The 20,829-nt window shown below is 42.0% G+C and carries 16 protein-coding genes, 1 tRNA gene and 1 pseudogene; 7 read left to right on the forward strand and 11 right to left on the reverse strand.

Annotation, left to right across the window (positions count from 1 at the left end; translation table 11 throughout):
* Positions 1 to 10: 10 nt before the first annotated feature.
* Positions 11 to 1,789 (forward strand): acyl-CoA dehydrogenase family protein, encoded by a 1,779-nt coding sequence (locus tag FUA25_RS03895; protein WP_147755569.1) that lies wholly within the window; start codon positions 11 to 13, stop codon positions 1,787 to 1,789.
* Between the two features lie 403 nt (positions 1,790 to 2,192).
* Positions 2,193 to 2,636, forward strand: coding sequence for a phosphohydrolase (locus tag FUA25_RS03900; protein ID WP_147755570.1), 444 nt, complete (start codon positions 2,193 to 2,195; stop codon positions 2,634 to 2,636).
* On the opposite strand, the gene FUA25_RS03905 is transcribed toward FUA25_RS03900, so the two are convergent.
* Both FUA25_RS03905 and FUA25_RS03910 read right to left on the reverse strand, forming a co-directional pair.
* Entirely contained in the window at positions 2,633 to 3,349 is a 717-nt protein-coding gene (locus tag FUA25_RS03905; protein ID WP_147755571.1) for a DUF2490 domain-containing protein, read from the reverse strand. The two genes, FUA25_RS03900 and FUA25_RS03905, sit on opposite strands and share 4 nt — an antisense overlap.
* Positions 3,350 to 3,417: 68 nt before the next feature.
* Entirely contained in the window at positions 3,418 to 5,226 is a 1,809-nt protein-coding gene (locus FUA25_RS03910) for a TonB-dependent receptor (RefSeq protein WP_147755572.1), read from the reverse strand.
* 182 nt (positions 5,227 to 5,408) lie between these two features.
* Here FUA25_RS03910 and uvrA point away from each other — a divergent pair, with 182 nt between their 5' ends.
* From uvrA to FUA25_RS03925, 3 genes are all read left to right on the forward strand, one after another.
* Entirely contained in the window at positions 5,409 to 8,192 is a 2,784-nt protein-coding gene (uvrA, locus tag FUA25_RS03915) for an excinuclease ABC subunit UvrA (protein WP_147755573.1), read from the forward strand.
* 9 nt (positions 8,193 to 8,201) lie between these two features.
* Entirely contained in the window at positions 8,202 to 8,756 is a 555-nt protein-coding gene (locus tag FUA25_RS03920) for a hypothetical protein (RefSeq protein ID WP_185146651.1), read from the forward strand.
* A 351-nt stretch (positions 8,757 to 9,107) separates the two neighbouring features.
* Positions 9,108 to 9,179, forward strand: a tRNA-Arg gene (locus tag FUA25_RS03925).
* A gap of 56 nt (positions 9,180 to 9,235) precedes the next feature.
* Here the strand turns inward: FUA25_RS03925 and FUA25_RS03930 are convergent.
* The 8 genes and pseudogenes from FUA25_RS03930 to FUA25_RS13430 all read right to left on the reverse strand — a co-directional run.
* Entirely contained in the window at positions 9,236 to 10,249 is a 1,014-nt protein-coding gene (locus tag FUA25_RS03930; protein WP_147755575.1) for a M28 family metallopeptidase, read from the reverse strand.
* 499 nt (positions 10,250 to 10,748) lie between these two features.
* Positions 10,749 to 13,505 carry a sodium-translocating pyrophosphatase gene (locus FUA25_RS03935; protein ID WP_147755576.1) on the reverse strand — a complete coding sequence of 919 codons (2,757 nt, stop codon included), beginning with the start codon at positions 13,503 to 13,505 and terminating at the stop codon, positions 10,749 to 10,751.
* Between the two features lie 156 nt (positions 13,506 to 13,661).
* On the reverse strand, positions 13,662 to 14,273 hold the full coding sequence (locus FUA25_RS03940; protein WP_147755577.1) for an inorganic pyrophosphatase: 612 nt from the start codon (positions 14,271 to 14,273) through the stop codon (positions 13,662 to 13,664).
* Between the two features lie 28 nt (positions 14,274 to 14,301).
* Positions 14,302 to 14,817, reverse strand: coding sequence for a hypothetical protein (locus tag FUA25_RS03945; RefSeq protein WP_147755578.1), 516 nt, complete (start codon positions 14,815 to 14,817; stop codon positions 14,302 to 14,304).
* A gap of 30 nt (positions 14,818 to 14,847) precedes the next feature.
* Positions 14,848 to 15,732 (reverse strand): hypothetical protein, encoded by an 885-nt coding sequence (locus FUA25_RS03950; RefSeq protein ID WP_147755579.1) that lies wholly within the window; start codon positions 15,730 to 15,732, stop codon positions 14,848 to 14,850.
* A complete protein-coding gene (gene radC, locus FUA25_RS03955; protein ID WP_147755580.1) occupies positions 15,729 to 16,406 on the reverse strand; it encodes a RadC family protein in 678 nt (225 codons plus the stop codon). The genes FUA25_RS03950 and radC overlap by 4 nt, the downstream gene beginning before the upstream one ends.
* 79 nt (positions 16,407 to 16,485) lie before the next feature.
* Positions 16,486 to 17,154: an ABC transporter ATP-binding protein gene (locus FUA25_RS03960; RefSeq protein WP_147755581.1), complete on the reverse strand. Its 669-nt coding sequence runs from the start codon at positions 17,152 to 17,154 to the stop codon at positions 16,486 to 16,488.
* Between the two features lie 224 nt (positions 17,155 to 17,378).
* Positions 17,379 to 17,498: pseudogene (locus FUA25_RS13430) on the reverse strand (helix-turn-helix domain-containing protein); the annotation flags it as partial.
* 437 nt (positions 17,499 to 17,935) lie between these two features.
* Between FUA25_RS13430 and FUA25_RS03970 the strand changes: the two are divergent.
* Positions 17,936 to 18,787 (forward strand): glycine zipper family protein, encoded by an 852-nt coding sequence (locus FUA25_RS03970; protein ID WP_147755583.1) that lies wholly within the window; start codon positions 17,936 to 17,938, stop codon positions 18,785 to 18,787.
* Between the two features lie 19 nt (positions 18,788 to 18,806).
* Positions 18,807 to 19,046 (forward strand): hypothetical protein, encoded by a 240-nt coding sequence (locus tag FUA25_RS03975; protein ID WP_147755584.1) that lies wholly within the window; start codon positions 18,807 to 18,809, stop codon positions 19,044 to 19,046.
* Positions 19,047 to 19,113: 67 nt separating this feature from the next.
* Here FUA25_RS03975 and FUA25_RS03980 read toward each other — a convergent pair whose 3' ends face one another.
* Positions 19,114 to 20,811, reverse strand: a complete 1,698-nt coding sequence (locus FUA25_RS03980) for a pyruvate dehydrogenase complex dihydrolipoamide acetyltransferase (protein ID WP_147755585.1) — start codon at positions 20,809 to 20,811, stop codon at positions 19,114 to 19,116.
* Between the last annotated feature and the right edge of the window lie 18 nt (positions 20,812 to 20,829).

Raw genomic sequence — 20,829 nt, forward strand, 5'->3', positions numbered from 1 at the left:
AATACGACCCATGAGCGATACAAAAACAACCCTGATAGGCGGCGATTTCCTGATTACAGAAACGCCGGCCAAAGACATCTTCACGCTTGAAGACCTGTCTGATGAACAAAAAATGATGCGCGACTCTGCGAAAGAATTTATTGAAAGAGAAGTCATTCCGCACCGCGAAAGATTTGAGCAGAAAGACTATGCCTTAACCGAAGAAAAAATGCGTCAGCTCGGGGAAATGGGCTTTCTGGGTGTAACCGTACCGGAAGAATATGGCGGTCTCGGAATGGGATTCGTAACTACCATGCTGACCTGCGATTATATTTCAGGAGCCAACGGTTCGCTGGCAACAGCATACGGCGCGCACACGGGAATTGGCACTCTTCCAATCCTTCTTTACGGAACGGAAGAGCAAAAGAAAAAATATTTGCCGGATTTAGCTACAGGAAAAAAATTCGGAGCGTACTGTCTGACGGAACCGGATGCCGGATCAGATGCCAATTCCGGGAAAACGAGAGCCAAACTCTCGGAAGACGGAGAACATTATATCATCAACGGACAGAAAATGTGGATCTCGAATGCAGGTTTTGCTGAGATTTTCATTGTCTTTGCGAAAATTGATGACGACAAGAACATCACCGCCTTTATTGTCGAAAGGACTGGGACTGAAGGGCTTTCTTTTGGCGCTGAAGAGCACAAACTCGGCATCCGCTCCTCTTCTACCCGTCAGGTTTTCTTCAATGACATGAAGGTTCCAGTGGAAAATCTTCTGGGCGAAAGAAATAACGGTTTCAAAATCGCTTTAAATTCCCTGAATGTGGGAAGAATTAAACTCGCAGCCGCGAATCTGGACGGACAGAGAAGGATTCTGGGTCTTGCTACCAAATATGCCAACGAAAGAAAACAGTTTGGCGTGGCAATTTCCACTTTCGGTGCGGTTCGGAAGAAAATCGCAGAGATGGCGACAGGCATTTTCGTTGCTGAAGCCGGATCTTACCGCGCAGCAAAAGATGTACAGGATAAAATCGATGAACTCATTGCAGGAGGCATGAACCATCAGCAAGCCGAACTGAAAGGTGTAGAAGAATTTGCTGTTGAAGCTTCTATTTTAAAAGTTTTTGTATCTGATTTAACGCAGCATACTGCCGACGAAGGAATCCAGATTTATGGAGGAATGGGCTTCTCTGAAGACGCACCGATGGAATCAGCGTGGAGGGATTCGCGTATTTCCAGGATTTATGAAGGAACCAACGAAATCAACCGTTTGTTGGCCGTAGGAATGCTGATCAAACGAGCCATGAAAGGCGAAATCGATTTAATGAGTCCTGCCATGGCCATCGGGAAAGAACTGATGGGCATCCCGTCCTTCGAAGTTCCCGATTATTCAGAACTCTTAAGCGAGGAAAAAGCGGTGATCGTAAACCTGAAAAAAGTCTTTTTAATGGTTTCCGGCGCGGCGCTTCAGAAATACATGATGGAAATGGAGAAGCAGCAACACCTGTTGCTGAACGCTTCCGAAATCCTGAACCAGATTTATATGGCTGAATCGGGAATTTTAAGAGCCGAAAAACATTTCAGTGCAGATTCTGTAGAAGTGGCGATGGCCCAGCTGAACCTGTACAAGGCGGTTGAAAAGATCATTGCTGCGGCTAAAGAAGGAATTGTTTCTTTTGCAGAAGGAGACGAGCAGAGAATGATGCTTTCAGGCTTAAGAAGATTCACGAAATACACCAACCAACCCAATGTGATTGCGCTTACTGAGAAGGTAGCTGCACATTTTGTGGAGAAAGGATCGTACTGATACTATTAAGGGGAACGGAGCAATCCATCTCCTAAAAAGCAAAACGCCTCAGTTTCCTGAGGCGTTTTTTTACGTCCTGCGGCATCCGGCGAAACGCCCTTCAGCACACCATTTCACCACAGCAAGGCTGATGGCAAAAAATGACAGGCTTGTCGTGACCCCATGACAGGCTTGTCGTGACCTCGTGACAGGCCTGTCATCACTCCGTCCCAAGCCTGTGATCGTTTGACGACAGGCCTGTCGTATAGCAATTATAAGTCTTGCCCTCCTATTTAGGAACGTATCAATTTATTGAAAGAAATCCTTTGCACAGTTCCTGCATTTCCCTATTTTTGAGACAGGCATCGCACCGAAAGGCTAAGAACACGGATGCCGCTGAAAAACATCGAGATACCGAAATCAAATGACCAAAGAAGAACTGCTGAACAAAGCCATTAAAATCGCGAATAAGGCCCACCGGGGGCAGACAGATAAATTCGGTGCGCCTTATATCGGCCACGTGATCCGGGTCATGAATTCCGGCAACACTTACGATGAAAAGATGGTAGGCGTACTGCATGATACGGTGGAAGACTGCCCTGAAATTACGTACGAATACCTTTTGGCAGAGGGATTCCCGAATGATGTCGTCTTCGCCATCGAATGTCTCACCAAGGATCCGCCGGATCAGGACTACACTGAATTCATCAGACAGACCGAGCGGTCTGCACTGGCAGTTGCCGTGAAGATGAATGACCTGCAGGACAATATGGACCTGACCCGCTTTACGAAACCACTTACCGAAAAGGATATGAAAAGGCTCAACAAATATCTGACGGCCTATCTGTACCTGAAAGAAAAGTATTAATCTGCCCCCGGAAACTCGTAATGTTTCTCTTCGGCACCGTCAATGGTGATGTTCAGGGCCAGATAAAGAAAGTGCAGGTTTTTGTTCCCCGACTGTGCAAACTCTCTCTGCCAAAGGTAGCCTGAGGCGATCCCAAAGGTGTGGTCGATTTGATAGCCGAATCCGCCATACACCCTGTTTCTGGCAAACAGTGGGTTTTCAGTCGTTATAAAAAATACTTCATCATATGCATTCGCGAAAAGAGTTCCCGGCTTTACCGATTCGGCATTCAGCGGAACAGAGATGTTCATGCGGTATCTTAAGCGGATCCTGTCGGAATGGCGGTCCTTTTGCGGTTCGTAGAACCAGCTTTTCTCGGCCCGGAAACGGTTTTCGAATTTGAATTTTCCCGCTTTCACATCAATCACATCCTGCAGCCAAACGCGGAATTCTTCCTTGTCCATAAGCTGGTTTTTGTAATTGCCATAGCGCCCGAGTCCGATGAAAGGCTTGTGGTTTTTGGTCAGGTTATAACCGATTCCGCCTTTAATCTCGTAGTAATCCGGATACGAATAGTCTTCGATCCCCCGAAGCTGGCCTTCACCGTACAGAAAGAATTTCGGGTGAAACTTATACGTAACGGTAAGCGTACTGAAACTGGAAATGTGATTTTCCTGAGCTGAAACCTTAAAAAAGAAAAAAAGAATGAGGACAAAGGCGACGCGTTTTTTCATGCCGCGAAAATAATGCTTTTTACGAATATGAACAGAATTTAATATACATGATATTATATTTTATACTTTTACAGAGGGATCTCATAGGTAAAACCTACATGAAACCAACGTTTCGGCATCGGAACACCGTAGGTTTCTGTGTACCCGGCATTCGTGATGTTGTTGATGAGCACATACAGATTCAGCTTACGGAAGTCGTAACTTAATTTCTCGTCCAGGATCTGGTAGCTTCCGGTAGAGACCCTTTCCTGATAGCGGTAAATCAGCTGGTTGGTTAGCTTCCCGAAGAGCTGGTTCTCCAGTTTCGCCACGAACTGATGCTTAAGGTTTTCCATCACATAGCGCGAAAGCAGATTGGCGGGCTGCTGAGAATGGTTCTCTAAAAAGGTATATCCCACCGAATAGGACTTTACAAACGAATTGAAATGCTGCCCCAGCTCAACTTCGATCCCTTTCGTATCAAGATTACCGATGTTTCCGGCACGCCAGATGTCGGCTTGGTTCTGCTTCACCCAGTCGATGGAACTCTCCGAATTGCGTAGGAATCCGCTTACTTTCAGAAGCATATTGTTTTTCTGATAACGGTAACCCACCTCCGCTGAAATGGCATGTTCCGGTTTTAAGCCTGGGTTTCCGGCTTCAGTGTTACTCACGTAATACAGATCAGTAAAGGTTGGAATTCTGCTGACTTTGGAGACATTCCCGTAGATTTTATGGTTGTTATTGAAGTCATAGCCGGCTTCGAGACCGGGATAGAAAAAATTCCCTTCTTCGCTGTAATTGGCCCATGAAACTCCGGGAACGATATTCAGTTTATTCTGGAAAAACGAAAAGTGGTGTATAAAAAACACCTGAGTGACGAATCTTTCGCGGTGTCCCAGGTTGTTGCTGGCCAGAAACTCCTTGCGCAGTTCCACACCAAGTCCCGTTGTTCCCCATGTTGAGGAGTAACTCCCGTTGATCTCTCCGCCGATGTTATTGCCGATGTGCATGTTCCGGTAGACTTCCGGCTTGTTGCGAATGTACTCGTACATATCCTGCCCTCTCCGCCAGTATACATTCGAATTGAGGCTCCATCTTCCTGTTCTTTTGTCGATTCCGAGACTCACTACGGAAGCCTGTGTTTCCTCGTACTGGTCTTTGGCTGCAGGCGTTGCGTAAAACCCATTTGCTCCGAACTTTTTCTCCTGAATCCCCGCCTGAAACCGGATATTTCCGTTCTCCAGCCGGTATTGGTTCTGATAATAAATATTGTTGATTTTGTAATCGGTATTGTAGCGGTAACCTTCCGAACCGGAAGAACTGATCTGCATGAAATTCGACAGTCTTTCATTTCCGAAATTCAGGCCCAGACCTAAGGAGTACGTATCAAAATCTCCACCGCTCGCGGAAACGGTCGCCTTCTCATCGGCACTGGGTTTGGTAATGATGTTGATGACGCCTGCAAAGGCATTGTTCCCGTAACGTCTTGCAGCCGGTCCTTTGATGATTTCAATTTTCTCGACAGAAACCAGATCAAACGGAATGCTCATGGAATTGTGTCCGGTTTGCGAATCACTCATCCGGATTCCGTTGACGAGGATCAGAACCTGCTCGAAACTGCTTCCGCGGAGCGTAATATCTGCCTGAACACCGTTTCCGCCCCTCCTTCTGATATCGAGACCGGTAAACTGCGCCAGAACTTCCTCGATGCTTTTTGCAGGAGAATTTTCGATTTCTTTTCTGGAAATAACGGTGATGTTTTCATTCACGCTTTCGAGCGGGAGCGTAACAAATTTCCCCTGAATGGTAATTTCCGGGATTTTACTTTCGTTTTCCTGTGCCGAAATCCCGGCTGCACTTCCTAAACAAAACAAAGAGAGAAGAATATTTTTCATTGCAAAAAGATATCATGAACCGCCATCTTTTCAGCGGTAAAGTTTTCATTAAAAAGAAGCGGCAAATATAAATAAGAAATCTGCAGAAGAAAAGTTATTATGAAGAAGAGTAAAAGAAATATTAAAATTCCCGGTCTGCATTTTCGGTTAAAAACCGTAATTTTGTAGGTCTTAATTTACCCATGGCTACTATGACCGATATAGATATCAAGAAACAGATTTTCGTAAAAAATGCACACCTCAATAACCTCAAACATATTGATGTATTGCTCCCGAAGAATAAACTGATCGTTATTACCGGAGTTTCCGGCAGCGGCAAATCTTCTCTGGCTTTCGACACCATTTATGCTGAAGGACAGCGCAGGTATGTGGAAAGTTTAAGTTCCTATGCGCGGCAGTTTCTTGGAAAACTGGAAAAACCCAAAGTCGATGACATCAAAGGTCTGGCGCCATCTATCGCGATTCAGCAGAAGGTGATTTCCTCCAATCCGCGTTCTACAGTCGGGACTTCTACTGAAGTTTACGATTATCTGAAACTGTTTTTTGCACGGGTCGGAAGAACTTATTCGCCTGTATCCGGAAATGAGGTGAGAAAAGATTCGGTAACAGATGTCATCAATTTCATCAAAGCTTCCGAAAAGGAGACTTTCCTGTTGAGAAGTCCGCTGAATTTTGAAGTTTCGCATTTTTCGGAAATGATCAAAACCTTGAAGGTTTCAGGTTTTACACGTCTGGAAGTCAACGGAAATGTAGCCGGGATTGAAGATCTCGAAAGTTTTGGTTTCGTTCCGGAAAAAGATATGGAAATTCATCTGGTCATCGACCGTTTCAGTTATGAAGAGGATGAAAGTTTCCTTCAGCGGCTTGCCGATTCCATTCAGATGGCGTTTTATGAAGGACACGGTTACTGCTCGCTGAAGAATATTGAAAGCGGAAAAATCACCGATTTCTCGAATAAATTTGAACTCGACGGCATGGAGTTCATGGAACCGAATGTACACTTTTTCAGTTTCAACAATCCGTATGGCGCCTGTCCGGAATGTGAAGGTTACGGAAAAGTTATCGGGATCGATGAAGATCTCGTGATTCCGAATAAAAATCTTTCCGTTTTCGAGGAAGCCGTTGCGAGCTGGAAAGGCGAAAGCATGAGTGCCTGGAGAAAAGATTTTATTAAAAAAGCAAATGACTTCCCTATTCACAAACCTTATCATCAGCTTACAAAAGAGCAGAAGAATTTTTTATGGAAAGGTGATAATACCCGGAACTTCCCTTCCATCAGCAGTTTTTTCAAGATGCTGGAAGAAAATTTATATAAAATCCAGTACCGTGTGATGCTTTCACGATACCGCGGAAAAACTACGTGTTCCACTTGTGAAGGCCTTCGTTTGCGTGAGGAGACCAAATGGGTGAAAATCGGCGGACATAACATTCAGTCGATGATCGAACTGCCGCTGGACGAACTTCTGCCCCTTATCAAATCGCTCAAACTCAATAAACACGACGCCGAAATTGCGAAAAGGCTGCTCTACGAAATCACGACGCGTCTGGAGTTCCTGGAGAAAGTCGGTTTGGGATATCTAACGATCAACAGAACTTCCAACACCCTTTCCGGAGGCGAATCGCAGCGGATCAACCTGGCGACCAGTCTTGGAAGTTCACTCGTCGGTTCCATTTATATTCTGGACGAACCGTCTATTGGTTTGCACTCCCGCGATACCGAAAATCTGATTGAGGTCTTAAAAAACCTCCGTGACTTGGGAAATACCGTAATTGTGGTGGAGCATGATGAAGATGTCATGAAAGCCGCAGATTATATCATCGATATTGGCCCGGAAGCCGGCTATTTGGGAGGCGAACTGGTGTTTGCGGGCGATTTCAAAGCTCTGAAACATTCCGAATCCCTGACTGCGAAATACCTGACCGGCAAACTGGAGATAAAAGTCCCTTCATCCAGAAGAAAAGCAAAAGAATGGATCAAGATCAAAGGCGCGCGGCAAAATAACCTGAAAAATATCGATGTGGATATTCCTTTGGAAAGCCTTGTCGTAATTTCCGGCGTTTCCGGAAGCGGAAAATCAACTTTGATGAAGGAAATCCTGACCAATGAACTCCAGATTCAGTTAGGAATGGGCGGCAAGAAGGGCGATTACGATTCAGTGGAATTCCCGAAAAAACTCATTAAAAACATTGAACTCATCGACCAGAATCCGATCGGGAAATCGTCGCGTTCCAATCCGGTTACCTATCTAAAAGCGTATGACGACATCCGTGACCTGTTTTCAAAACAGAAAATGGCGACCGTTCAGGGCCTGAAACCGAAACATTTTTCATTTAACGTGGATGGCGGGAGATGCGATGATTGTAAAGGCGAAGGGGTGATCAACGTCTCCATGCAGTTTATGGCCGACATTGAACTGGAATGTGAAACGTGTAAAGGAACCCGTTTTAAAAACGAAATTCTCGAGATTAAATTTGACGAAAAAAACATCTCCGACATCCTTCACATGACCGTGGATGAAGCGCTGGACTTTTTTAAGGAAAATCTTCAGGAAAAAATTGTGACCAAACTGAAACCGCTGCAGGAAGTTGGTTTGGGTTATCTGCAACTTGGGCAAAGTTCCTCAACGCTCTCCGGCGGTGAGGCGCAGCGCGTAAAATTGGCTTCGTTTCTGGTGAAAGGAGCCACAACCGACAAAACGCTGTTTATTTTTGACGAACCTTCCACAGGACTGCATTTTCACGACATCAACAAGCTGCTGACTTCTTTGCAGGCGCTTATTGAACTGGGGCATTCCGTGATTGTGATTGAACATCAGCCCGACATTATCAAATCCGCGGATTACATCATTGATATTGGTCCTGAAGCCGGAAAACACGGTGGTGAGGTGGTTTTTGCCGGAACGCCGGAAGATCTGATTAAGAATAAAAAAAGCCATACGGCGAAATTTCTGAAGGAAAAATTATAAATTAAGTCTATGAAAATTTTCTTTCAAATCTTGCTCATGACTTTAATAATTACTTCTTGTAAAGGAGATGATAAGAAAAGTAGTGAAAAGAAAGTATTCATCGTTTCTAAATTTAATAATGATCTTGAAAAACATTCTCAGGACACAAAATATAAAAATCCAGATTTATCTTCTGTAAAAGAAGTAAAACAATTTGATTATCCAAAAGGAGCTATAAATTTTATAATTTTGAAAGACAACTCGGTTTATTATTACAATGAAAAATTAATATCGAATTGGTGCGGTTGGGGCTCAAATAAAATTCAACCTATGAAAAGATTATTGCAGAAGGACAGTTTACATCTAATAAGTTTTAACCAAATCTATCCTTTATTACAATCGAAATCTTTAGATAAAAACATGAGGGATTATTCGGATAGATTATATCATGTGTCCTTCTCTTTTGATAATGATACTATTAAAAATTCCAATATCTACAAATTATTGCATGACATTGAAAGTTTGGGTTACCATTCTTACAACGTAAGACGAATAGCGCAATTCGAAATTGAAGCTTTGAAATAAAAAATAAGTAAATCACTTATCCACAAAAAAATGTGGATAAAGTGTGAATTTTAACATTTGGTTTACATTTCGTATTGAAATATTATTTACATTTACAGTGAAATAAGACTGAAGTGAAGATCAAACTCTTTTCTGAAACCTATAGAATTACTTTTAAATTTAGTATAAAAATTTAAGCACAGCACCGTCGGCTGTGCTTTTTTAGTGGTGTTTAACTAAAAAATGAGATGTATTTATCTACTGGATCCGCTGCTAAACAGCGGATTCTTTTTATTGAGTATTGGTCCGGCGATAAATTACAAACACCTCCTCTTTCGTTAAGGATTTCTTCTTATTTTTGTAATGCATTTCAGCTTCATAGTTCAACGGATAGAATGGGAGTTTCCTAAACTTTTGATCCGGGTTCGATTCCCGGTGAAGCTACTGTTCCACAAAAAAGCCGGGCAAATTTTGCCCGGCTTTCATATTTATGAAATTCTTTATTTTTTATCGACCATAATTCGGTCTTTTCTGTTGGCCAGTTCCCAGGCTGTAGCGAAGACCAGCTGCGCACGTTTCTGAAGCGCTGCATAATCAATCTTATTGGGATCATCGGTTGGTTTGTGATAGTCTTCATGAATTCCGTCGAAGAAAAAAACAACCGGCACGCCGTTTTTGGCAAAATTATAATGATCCGAGCGGTAATACAGTCTTTGCGGATCGCTTGGATCGTCGTATTTGTAATTAAGTTCAAGTTTTGCGGTTTTGTTGTTGGCTTCCACATTGATCTTTTTCAGATCTGAACTCAGCATTTCCGACCCGATGACATACACATAATCTTTTCCACAGTTTCCGGCATCACATCTCCCGATCATGTCGATATTTAAATCCACAACCGTATTTGCCAAAGGGAAAACGGGATTTTCAGCATAATATTCCGACCCAAAAAGCCCATGCTCCTCGCCTGTTACATGTAAAAACAAAACCGAACGTTTCGGGCCATGACCGGCTTTTTTGGCTTTCTGGAATGCTTCTGCAATTTCCATCACCGCCACCGTTCCGCTTCCGTCATCGTCGGCACCGTTGTACACCACGCCGTTTTTGGTTCCCACATGATCATAATGTGCGGATATGACGATAATTTCATTCGGCTTTTCGCTTCCGGGAATATAGGCCATGATATTTTCAGAATCCGGCAGGGTCTCGCCTCTGCTTTTTGCGTTCATAAAAGATGCAGGCACTTTCTGGTAGTAGGAATTCATGGGTGTTGGATAAGAAACTCCCATATTCTGGTACTGTTTCACCATGTATGCTCCGGCTCTTTTCTGTCCTGCACTTCCGGTGTCGCGGCCCTCCATATCATCGGCAGCGATTACAAAAAGGTTCCTCTTCAGGTCATCCTGCGAAATGGAATTGTAGGATTCTTTGAAGGCGTTTCCTTCGTAGGAATAGTTTACAGATGCACAGCTTGTAAGGATTACAGCAGAAAACAGCGGTATAAGGATTTTTTTCATAGATCTAATTTTGGAATTTTAAAAGTACAATTATTTTTCAAAATCTGCCCATCATTTTGTTGCAGCCATATTATAACCGTACAATGGTTCTAACATCTTGCGAAGCCATCGGAGAAACCTCCAATGTCCCAAACATTCTGCGGGAGCCATCGGAGAAACCTCCAACGCCTCAAACATTTTGCGGGAGCCATCGGAGAAACCTCCAATGTCCCAAACATTCTGCGGGAGCCATCGGAGAGACCTCCAACGCCTCAAACATTTTGCGGGAGCCATCGGAGAAACCTCCAATGTCCCAAACATTCTGCGGGAGCCATCGGAGAAACCTCCAATGCCTCGAACAACTTGCGTGAGCCATCGGATAAATGCCCAACGCCTCAAACATCCTGCGGGAGCAATCGGGTAAATGCCCAACGCCTCAAACATCTTGCGGGACGGAGTGACCCGCATGAAAAAAGCCGGAGAACATCTCCGGCTTTAATTCTAATTTTTGGCTGACTTCTTAAAAGTTCAGAACTCGAACATCAATCCTTCTGTTCTGAGCCATACACTCATCGGTATCATTCGCGGCACAAACCGGGAACTGCGATCCGTAACCTTCGGCCTCAATCCGGTCGCCGGCGATTCCGAGTTCCAGGAGTTTCAGTTTGGCCGTCTGTGCCCTTAAGCTTGAAAGTTTCAGGTTGGTGTCCTCATTTCCGGTATTGTCGGTATAACCTCCGAGTTTTATTCTCATTGTCGGATAAGCAGTCATCATTTCTGCAAGATTGTTCAGCGGCGTCTCGGAACCCATTTTCAGGTCGCTGCTTCCGCTTCTGAAATAAAGATTTTCAAGCGTGTACCACGAATTTGTATCCAATACTGTTTTATCCTGAAGTTGAACTCCCTGATAAAGATGATAAAGTTGGCTTCCTTTGCCCAGTGCAATCGATTTGTTGTTGAGTTTCACTTCCTGCATTTCTCCGGTTTCGTAAACAAAATCACCATCTTCATTCAGATGTCCTTTTACTGCAGTGTTTGCAATGGAATCTGAAGTTCCGAGGTTCATTCCTGTTACAGCATTTACATCAGTTCCATAACCCGCAGCTGAGGAGGAGTGTTTCAACAGACTTTCGATTTTAGCCGCTCTGTTGGCTTCAATCTGATCTTTATGCATGATGGCCAAAGTTGGTGCAATCACCAAAGAAACAATGGACATCAGTTTGATGAGGATATTCATCGACGGTCCGGAAGTATCCTTGAAAGGATCTCCCACCGTATCTCCTGTTACTGAAGCTTTGTGAGGTTCGGAACCTTTGTAATAGGTTTCTCCGTTGATTTCGGCGCCTTTTTCGAAGGATTTTTTAGCGTTATCCCACGCACCGCCGGCATTGTTCTGAAACATTCCCATCAGAACACCACAAACCGTAGCTCCAGCCAGGAATCCTCCCAATACTTCAGGTCCGAAAATAAATCCTACCAAAAGCGGTGAAACAATAGCGATGGCTCCCGGCAAAAGCATTTTTTTAATGGAAGCATCCGTGGAGATGGCTACACATTTTTCATATTCAGGAACGGCTTTTCCTTCCAGAATTCCAGGGATTTCGCGGAACTGACGTCTCACTTCTTCCACCATGGCCATAGCAGCCTGTCCCACTGCGGTAATCGCCAGCGATGAGAAGATGAAAGGAATCATTCCTCCCACAAAAAGTCCGGCCAGAACATCGGCGCGGTAAATATCAATTCCGTCGATTCCTGCGATTCCTACGAAAGCCGCAAACAACGCCAATGCAGTTAAAGCTGCGGAAGCGATGGCAAAACCTTTTCCGGAAGCAGCAGTAGTATTTCCAACAGCATCCAGAATATCCGTTCTTTCGCGCACTTCTTTCGGAAGTTCGCTCATTTCAGCAATTCCGCCTGCATTATCTGCAATCGGGCCAAAAGCATCAATCGCCAACTGCATGGCAGTAGTGGCCATCATTCCGGCAGCTGCAATCGCAACTCCGTAAAGACCGGCGCAGAGATACGATCCGTAAATCCCGCCTGCTAAAACCAAAATCGGGAGTAAAGTGGATTCCATACCTACTGCAAGTCCGCCGATGATATTGGTGGCGTGACCGGTAGAAGACTGTTTGATGATACTTTTTACGGGTCTCTTACCCATTGCGGTATAATATTCTGTAATGATACTCATGAGTGTTCCCACGACAAGACCCACCATGATCGCACCGAATACACCCATTTTGGTGAATTCAAAATCCCGCAGAACCATTGTGTCCGGCAAAAGATAATTTACCAAGAAGTAAGAAGAAATAGCAGTAAGGACAATACTTCCCCAGTTTCCTAAATTCAAGGCATTCTGTACTCTAGAAGTATCCAGATCTGAATCTTCACTGATTTTCACGAAAAATGTGGCGATGATCGAGTAAATAATTCCAGTTCCAGCAATAAGCATCGGGAGTAGAATCGGTGCAAAACCACCGAAAGCATCGTTTGAAAAAGTTTCTCGTCCCAAAACCATTGTGGCGAGAACCGTTGCGACATAAGAACCGAATAAATCCGCTCCCATTCCGGCAACATCACCCACATTGTCTCCTACGTTGTCAGCAATCGTGGCTGGATTTCTTGGATCGTCTTCCGGAATTCCGGCTTCCACTTTTCCAACGAGATCAGCGCCTACGTCGGCAGCTTTGGTATAAATTCCGCCGCCTACTCTTGCAAAAAGGGCAATGGATTCGGCACCCAGTGAAAATCCGGTAAGGATTTCGATGGCTTTTTCCATTTCATGGGTATCCACCCCTGAATGCGGTGCAAAAACCTGTTTGATGATGAGATACACCGATCCCAAACCGAGGACCGCCAGACCTGCAACACCCATTCCCATTACGGAACCTCCGGTAAAAGAGACTTTAAGGGCTTTTGATAGCGATGTTTTGGCGGCTTCTGCGGTTCTGACATTGGATTTTGTAGCGATTTTCATCCCGATAAATCCGGCTAAAGCGGAGAGGAAAGCTCCCACAACAAATGACAAACCGATTGACCAGTGGGAATTGGCGTTTGAGGCGCCCATAATACCCAGCAACACAGCAACAATTACCACGAAATACATCATGATTTTGTATTCCGCCTTCAGGAATGCCATTGCGCCGTCAGCAATATGTCCGCTGATTTCTTTCATCCGGTCACTGCCTGCATTCTGCTTGCTCACCCACGCGCTTTGCACGAAAGTATAGATCAATGCAATAACCCCAAAAACCGGCACTAAATAAAATAAGTCCATAGATCATTTAAGTTTTAATAGTTAATAATGTGTTAAATATAGTAAAATTCACACGTACTTTTACCTATTTTTAAAAAATCGTTATCAATGGGCTTAAAAAACAAAAAAGCAGGTAAAAATATTTTACCTGCTTTTTGTTTTTGTTAAATATGTTATTTAGCCGCCGAACTTGCTGGCATAATCTTCCTGAGAAGCCAATATCACTTTCTTGGCGTGTTCGGAACCGTACACTTCCTCAATTCTGCATTTTGCAGGCTCGTCCGGAAGATTTTTGTAGGTTAAGAAGTAATGCATTAATCGTTTTACTTCCGCCTGCGGCAGTTCTGTAATATCTCTAAAATGCCCGAATGCGTGATCGCCTTTCATTACGGCAACAATTTTGTCATCGGCTTCACCTTTGTCGATCATTTTAAAACCACCAATTGGGATGGCTTCCATGAGCATTCCTCCTGAGTGGATGTTATGCGAACTCAGTACACAAATATCAAGTGGATCCAAATCTCCCGTCATTACATCGGTTGCACCTCTTTCAATTGCTAGTTTCAGGACTTCATCATGACAGTAGGTTCTCGGGATAAATCCGTAAAGCGCAGGAATAATATTTGAAAACTGCTGCGGACGATCAACTTTAAGATAACCACTTTGTTTATCGATTTCATATTTGATCGTATCACTCGGCACAATTTCCACAAAAACATTTACAACATCCGGAGCCTCCTCACCTGCTGAAATTCCGTGCCATGGGTGGGCTTTAAAATTTGGTATCATTTATCTATTCTAATTTTTTTAATTACTATTATTTTGCGGTCAGGAACAAAGCATCCTTTTTCAGCAGTTGAAGACTGTCTGAAATAAAATCCTCACCTTCCACATAATTCATCAGGAAAACGGTTTTAAAATCTTTCAGATCTGCATTATCGCCAAGCGTTTCATAAGTGCTGTGCAACAATTTAATAATCATATTTTTGCACTCTACAATATTCTGCCATGAATTTTTGCTGATGTATAGCTGCTGCGAGGAATTGTAGTCGTATTCTTCGGAAATGCTTTTTTCCAGAAGGAAGATATATTCGTGCACGTTCAGATCGCTGTTGAATTTCGCAACAAGATTCGAAGGTTTCAGACGTTCCAGAAAAAGTGTCATTCTTTCGTAGGCCTGCAGATTGTTTTCGTTATTTGATTTTACCGACAGGATCTCGAGTTCCTTATTCTTCAAATCAATATAAGTGAACACGAACAGGCGGAACAAAACCAAAAGCGGAACTGCAATGAGGAGCGCAAAAACGTACGGGTAATATGGTTCGAAATTCATCTGCCTGTTTGAGGTTGCAAAAATAAGCAATTATTGCTGGTTGGGGAAGATGTTCGTGAAAATTTTGAGTTTTGAAGGCTGTACAATCGGATATTCCTGCAGTTGGGCACCGAAACTTTTGAAAAAGACTTCAATTCCCCGGATATTCCCGCCCATAAAATCGAATGACCTTTCATGAAGATATTCCTTAAGAATGCGGTCGATAAGAAATGAGGATCCGTTTTCTTTCATAAACTCATCATCATTCATCAGTCCAAGTAGCGAAAAAGAGGAACCGGAATCAGTAATTAGAGCCAGATTGGTTAATTTTACTTCTTTAAAACTGCCGAAGATTCTGAGTTTTTCTTCCTGATTCAAATATGTAACATATGTGAGAAATTTATTTCGATCAGCCGATTTATCAAGGCCTTTAAAATGTTTTTCTATAAAAGCAAGCAGTTCAGAATCCAGCTGAAGTTCTTTAAAAATAAGATGTTGTGCCGATTTAACAGTTGATTTTCGGCCTTTGAAATAATTCTTTCGGTTTAAAGCATAATCGCCCTTTCCGAGGAAATAGTTTTTTTTGGTAACAGCGTAGTTTCTGATGGTATTTTTACAGTTAAAAGCATAGATCACCGTTCTGAAATTGTTCTGTAAAAAAGTCAGAAATTCAAGGTTAATCTCCGGACAATCTTTTTTTCCGAAAACACCTAATTGCTGACAAAACAAAGGTATATGCACGAATCGAAGACCAAATTTTTTCACAAATGGGACCGGCATTACAAATTCATAATCGCCGTACACCAGAATTTCCCAGTTTCCACTTAAAAAATCAAGTATTTCCCTGTGGGCATAGAAATTCTTCTGCACAGAAGTATCAATACAGTTTTCATATTTTTTGAAGTCAATTTCCTTGTATTTCAGTCTTTTGATCATAATAAATTTTCATCAGCAAAACTGAAATAGGCATTTTGGGTGATTATCAAATGATCGAGCAACTGAATATTGAGTAACTTTCCGGCATCTGCAATCTGACGGGTGATTTTAATATCTTCTTGGCTGGGTTTTAGGTTTCCGGACGGATGGTTGTGGGCAATAATAATTCCCGTGGCGAAATTTTCGAGCGCATCTTTAAACAGAATTCTGATATCTACTACCGACTGGTTAATTCCGCCGGAACTGAGTTTCGTTTTCGAAATGACCCTGTTGTTCTGATTCAGAAATAAGGCCCAGAATTCCTCCGTCTGCAGATCGGATAAGAAAGGAGAAAGCATCCGGTAGCTTTCGGTACTGCTGCTGATCTGAATTTTTTCCGGCACTTCCTGAGAAGCTCTTCGGCGTCCCATTTCAAGGGCTGCCGCAATGGAAATCGCTTTCGCTTCACCCACTCCTTTAAATTTCATCAGATCAGAAATCCGGAGCAATGATAAATTATGCCAGTTGTTACCGACAGATTTCAGAATTTTCCTTCCCAGTTCCACCGCCGATTCGTCGCGGTTGCCGCTTCCCATAATGATTGCCAGAAGTTCGGCATCTGAGAGTGAATCTTTGCCCTTCAGCAGAAATTTTTCTCTGGGTCGGTCATCTTCAGCAAGGAATTTAAGGGACATTGGATTTGAATAAGTGGATTCAGGATATAAATTTATAACAAAAAGTTAAAAACAGAATGAATCGCTTCAATAACATGATCTAATAAATAATCTGCCCGTCCTTCATCACCAGCTTTCGGTCAGTGGTATCTGCCAGATGGATGTTGTGTGTGACGATTACAAAAGTCTGCCGGTATTTGTCTCTTAGGTCGAAAAAAAGCTGGTGAAGATCATCGGCATTCTTGGAATCCAGATTTCCGGTGGGTTCATCAGCAAAAATAATCTTCGGGGAATTGATCAGCGCCCGGGCAACTGCAGCGCGCTGCGCTTCCCCGCCCGACATTTCATTGGGTTTATGGTGCAGCCTGTGTGCGATATGCAGGTCCTCGAAAAGAGAATAGGCCTTGTCCAGAGATTCTTTTTCGTTTTTTCCGGAAATTCTGGTTGGCAGAAGTACATTCTCCAGCGCGGAAAACTCAGGTAAAAGCTGATGGTATTGGAATACAAATCCTATATTTTCATTCCTGAATTTTGAAAACTGCTTGTCGCTCATATTGATGAAGGACTGTCCATCCAGCATAATTTCAGTATCGAAATTTTTAGGATTAGTGGGGGCATCCAAGGTTCCTAAGATCTGGAGCAGTGTTGATTTTCCTGCACCCGATTCCCCGACTATGGAGACCACTTCCCCTTCTTTAATGTGAATATCAACGCCTTTGAGGACTTCTAAATCACCGTATGATTTATGAATGTTTTTTGCTTTTATCATAGGATTTAAAAAAACTTTTTTTTGAGCAGTTTTTCTATTAGACGGTTTTGCGATTCTACTAATTGCGTAATTTGATCCTGATTTTGTATGAAATCTTTTAACAAACTATCAGAAATTTCATTATTTTTTGTTTCTGCACTATAAATATTACCTACAGCTCCATTGTGAATATTTCAGTGTTATTTTGAAAAACATGATTATCTAAAAAATACTGCGGCTCCACTTTAAAATAAATCAGCCACTTTCTGCATAAAAATAAAATTTAACTTTTCGACTGTTCCGTTTTCTATCTTTGAAAGGTAACTTTGCGAAATGTCCAACTCATATGCAAGTGCCTCCTGAGTAACTTCATTCTGTTCTCATTAGCTTCTTTATCTTGAATCCGATATTATTATTCATTATGATGAGATACAAAATTCAAGCGTAAAGATAAAATATTAATATTAAATAAGATTATTCCAAATGGAATATCATTTTATTCTATTTGGAATTCCATACTATAAAAGTGCTTATTATTTTAGTATTCTAAAAAATACAAATACTCTTATTTGTATTTACTTCATTAAAACCTCACTAAATAAAAAAACATGCTAAAAAAATTACTAATCTTCGAGACTCTTCCCAAACAGTCTTCATTAAAAACTGTGTGGGGAAAATATTTAAGACCAATTATCAAGAATATTAACATTAAATAAACATAAAAATGAAAAACACATTTTTTTACAAATATTTTTTTATTCTAATACTAAGTTTTTAACTTTGTCTTCGTGTCAAAAATGAGATGAATTCTGAAGATGAATTTCAAAATATTAATTCTTCAGATTTAAAATCACGAAACAGTCAGAATTATGACTCGGAAGTTTTCAGTACTGAAAATTTTGATTTTTTTGGTCAAGAACATAACAACGCATTAAATTATGCACTTACACAAATTTTCGATGACGATCATCTAACTTATGAGGATATTGAAAATAACACTAACTATTATTTTAGTAACATTTATGAACCAACGTCAAATTTCAATGATGAGTTAAATGGTATTTCATATAAAGATGCTTTCGAAGAACATATTAATAATCCAGAAACATCTTTAGCAAATTTGTTTAAATTAAAAAATGGATATGCATACCCTCAAATTGAATCCCATCTTTCCACTTTGGATGAAATTTTAAATTCGTCTGAAACTTATGAGAAGAAAATGGAATTAATATTAAATATGGATTCAAATATTGGAAATAGTGAAAATTTATTGGATGAAGATAAGACTTATTTATTATTGACTACAAGTATTGCAAGAAATTCAATTGAATACTGGAATACTTCACTTTCTGATGGATGGAGAGATTTAATAGATATTCAAGTTATAAATCAGCCTGAGAATCCCGCCCAAACACAGGGCATTGATTGGGATAAAGTTGCTGTAGCTGATATAGCTGGATTTATTAGAAATTTTGGAAGAGGTGCCGTGACTGGTGCTGTAAGAGGTGCAATTATTGGTGCATTATCTTCGGGAGGCACAGGTGCTATACCAGGTGCAATTATTGGTGCTTTAGGATGGGGAGCCGCTTCAGGTGCTCAACGTGCAGCAGCGGCATCAGGTGCAGTAGCCGTAGCGTCTTGGATTTGGGATTAAAAATAAAAATTACATTATTATGGATAGGGAGAAGAAATACAAAAATTTGGAGCTTATATTAGGAGGTTTTTTTAACTTTATAGGAGCAGTTTTATTGACACTACTTTTCTTAAGTTACTATCCGGATATTGCATTCATTGCTCCGCTTTTCTTTTTAAGTTCAATTGGTAAATTGAGGTTTCAGGATTTTAATTTTAGAAATTTTAAAGAAGAGATCAATGATATTCGTAATTTAAAGAAAAATTCTGCAAAGGATTAATAAACTAACTATGCAAAAATCCTCTTAAGGCTCAGCTTAAGAGGATTATTCTTATTATTTCTAATTATTACAGCAATAAAGTAAGCGGCTGCTCCAAGTATATTCTTAAAGTCTGCAGAAACTGCGCTCCGGTTGCACCGTCAACCACTCTGTGGTCGCACGCGAGGGAAAGTTTCATGGTATTTCCCACAACAATCTGCCCGTCTTTTACAATCGGTTTTTCGATAATCGCTCCGACGGATAAAATCGCTGAATTCGGCTGGTTGATGATGGAAGTGAACGTTTCGATCCCAAACATTCCCAGGTTGGAAACAGAGAACGTTGAACCTTCCATTTCATTGGCTTTCAAACCTTTTGATTTTGCCCTTCCTGCCATATCTTTTACCGAAGCAGAGATCTGGTTGTAATTCATCTGGTCTGCATTTTTCAGTACCGGAACCACGAGTCCGTCCGGAATTGCCACTGCAACACCAACGTTAATGTTCCCATGATGAACAATTTTATCTGCATGCCACGTGGAATTTACCTGTGGATGTTTGCGTAAAGCCATTGCGGTAGCCTTGATCACCATATCGTTGAAGGAAATTTTGGTATCGGGCAAAGAATTGATTTCTTTTCTGGCTTCAATCGCTTTATCCATATTGATTTCAACGATGAGATAATAATGTGGTGCGGTGAATTTGCTTTCTGCAAGTCTTTTCGCGATGATATTTCTAACCTGCGAATTCGGTGTTTCAGAATCCTCTCCCTGAACAAAATTTATTGCCGGTTGAGTTTGCTTCGCTTCGGCTGCAACAGCAGGTTTTGAATCAGCTGCCGGAGCATTTTGAGCAGAAGGTGTGAAATTTTCCACATCTTTTTTTACGATTCTTCCGTTTTCGCCGGTTCCTTTCAGCGCCTGAACATCAATTCCTTTGTCTTCCGCCATTTTTCGGGCTAAAGGAGAGATGGCGACTCTTTCGCCTGATGAAGCTGCAGCGACTGGAGCTGATTCTTTCACTTCAGTTTGAGCAGCCGGTTTCGCTTTGCCTTCTGTTTCTGAAGTTTTGGTTTCTGCTTTTTTCGTGCCACCGGAAATAATTCCGGAAACATCAGTTCCTTCCGGTCCGATGATGGCTAAAACAGTATCTACCGGACTTGCGCCGCCTTCGTCGGTGCCGATGTACAGCATCGTTCCGTTGAATTCAGATTCGAAATCCTGAACAGCTTTATCGGTCTCAATTTCTGCGAGAATATCACCTTCTTTAACCGAATCTCCGACTTTTTTATGCCATTTCGCGACTTTTCCTTCCGTCATTGTGTCGGAAAGGCGGGGCATTGTAATGACTTCCACTCCCTCCGGAATATCCGCCGAAGTTTCTGCTGCGGATGCTGATCCTTCTTTTTCAACCGGCTTGTCGGTTTCTACAGCGGTAGCATTGTTTTCTGTTTTATTTTCTTCAGGAATTCCTTCACTTTTTGTTTCGGATGTCTCAACGGCTTTTTCAGTTTTCGAGTCTCCTCCTTTTAAAGAGGAAATATCTTCACCTTCTTCACCAATGATCGTCAGAACAGAATCTACAGGCGCAGAACTTCCTTCTTCAGTGCCGATATATAAAATTGTTCCGTTGTATTCCGATTCGAAATCCTGCACGGCTTTATCGGTCTCAATTTCTGCTAAAATTTCACCTTCCTTAACGGCATCGCCTACTTTTTTGTGCCATTTCGCCACTTTCCCGTCCGTCATGGTATCGGAAAGTCGGGGCATTGTAATCACTTCTGCCATAATCTCTTATTTGATAAT

It is taken from the genome of Chryseobacterium sp. (assembly GCF_008014695.1).
In the GTDB taxonomy this organism is placed as follows: Bacteria; Bacteroidota; Bacteroidia; order Flavobacteriales; family Weeksellaceae; genus Kaistella.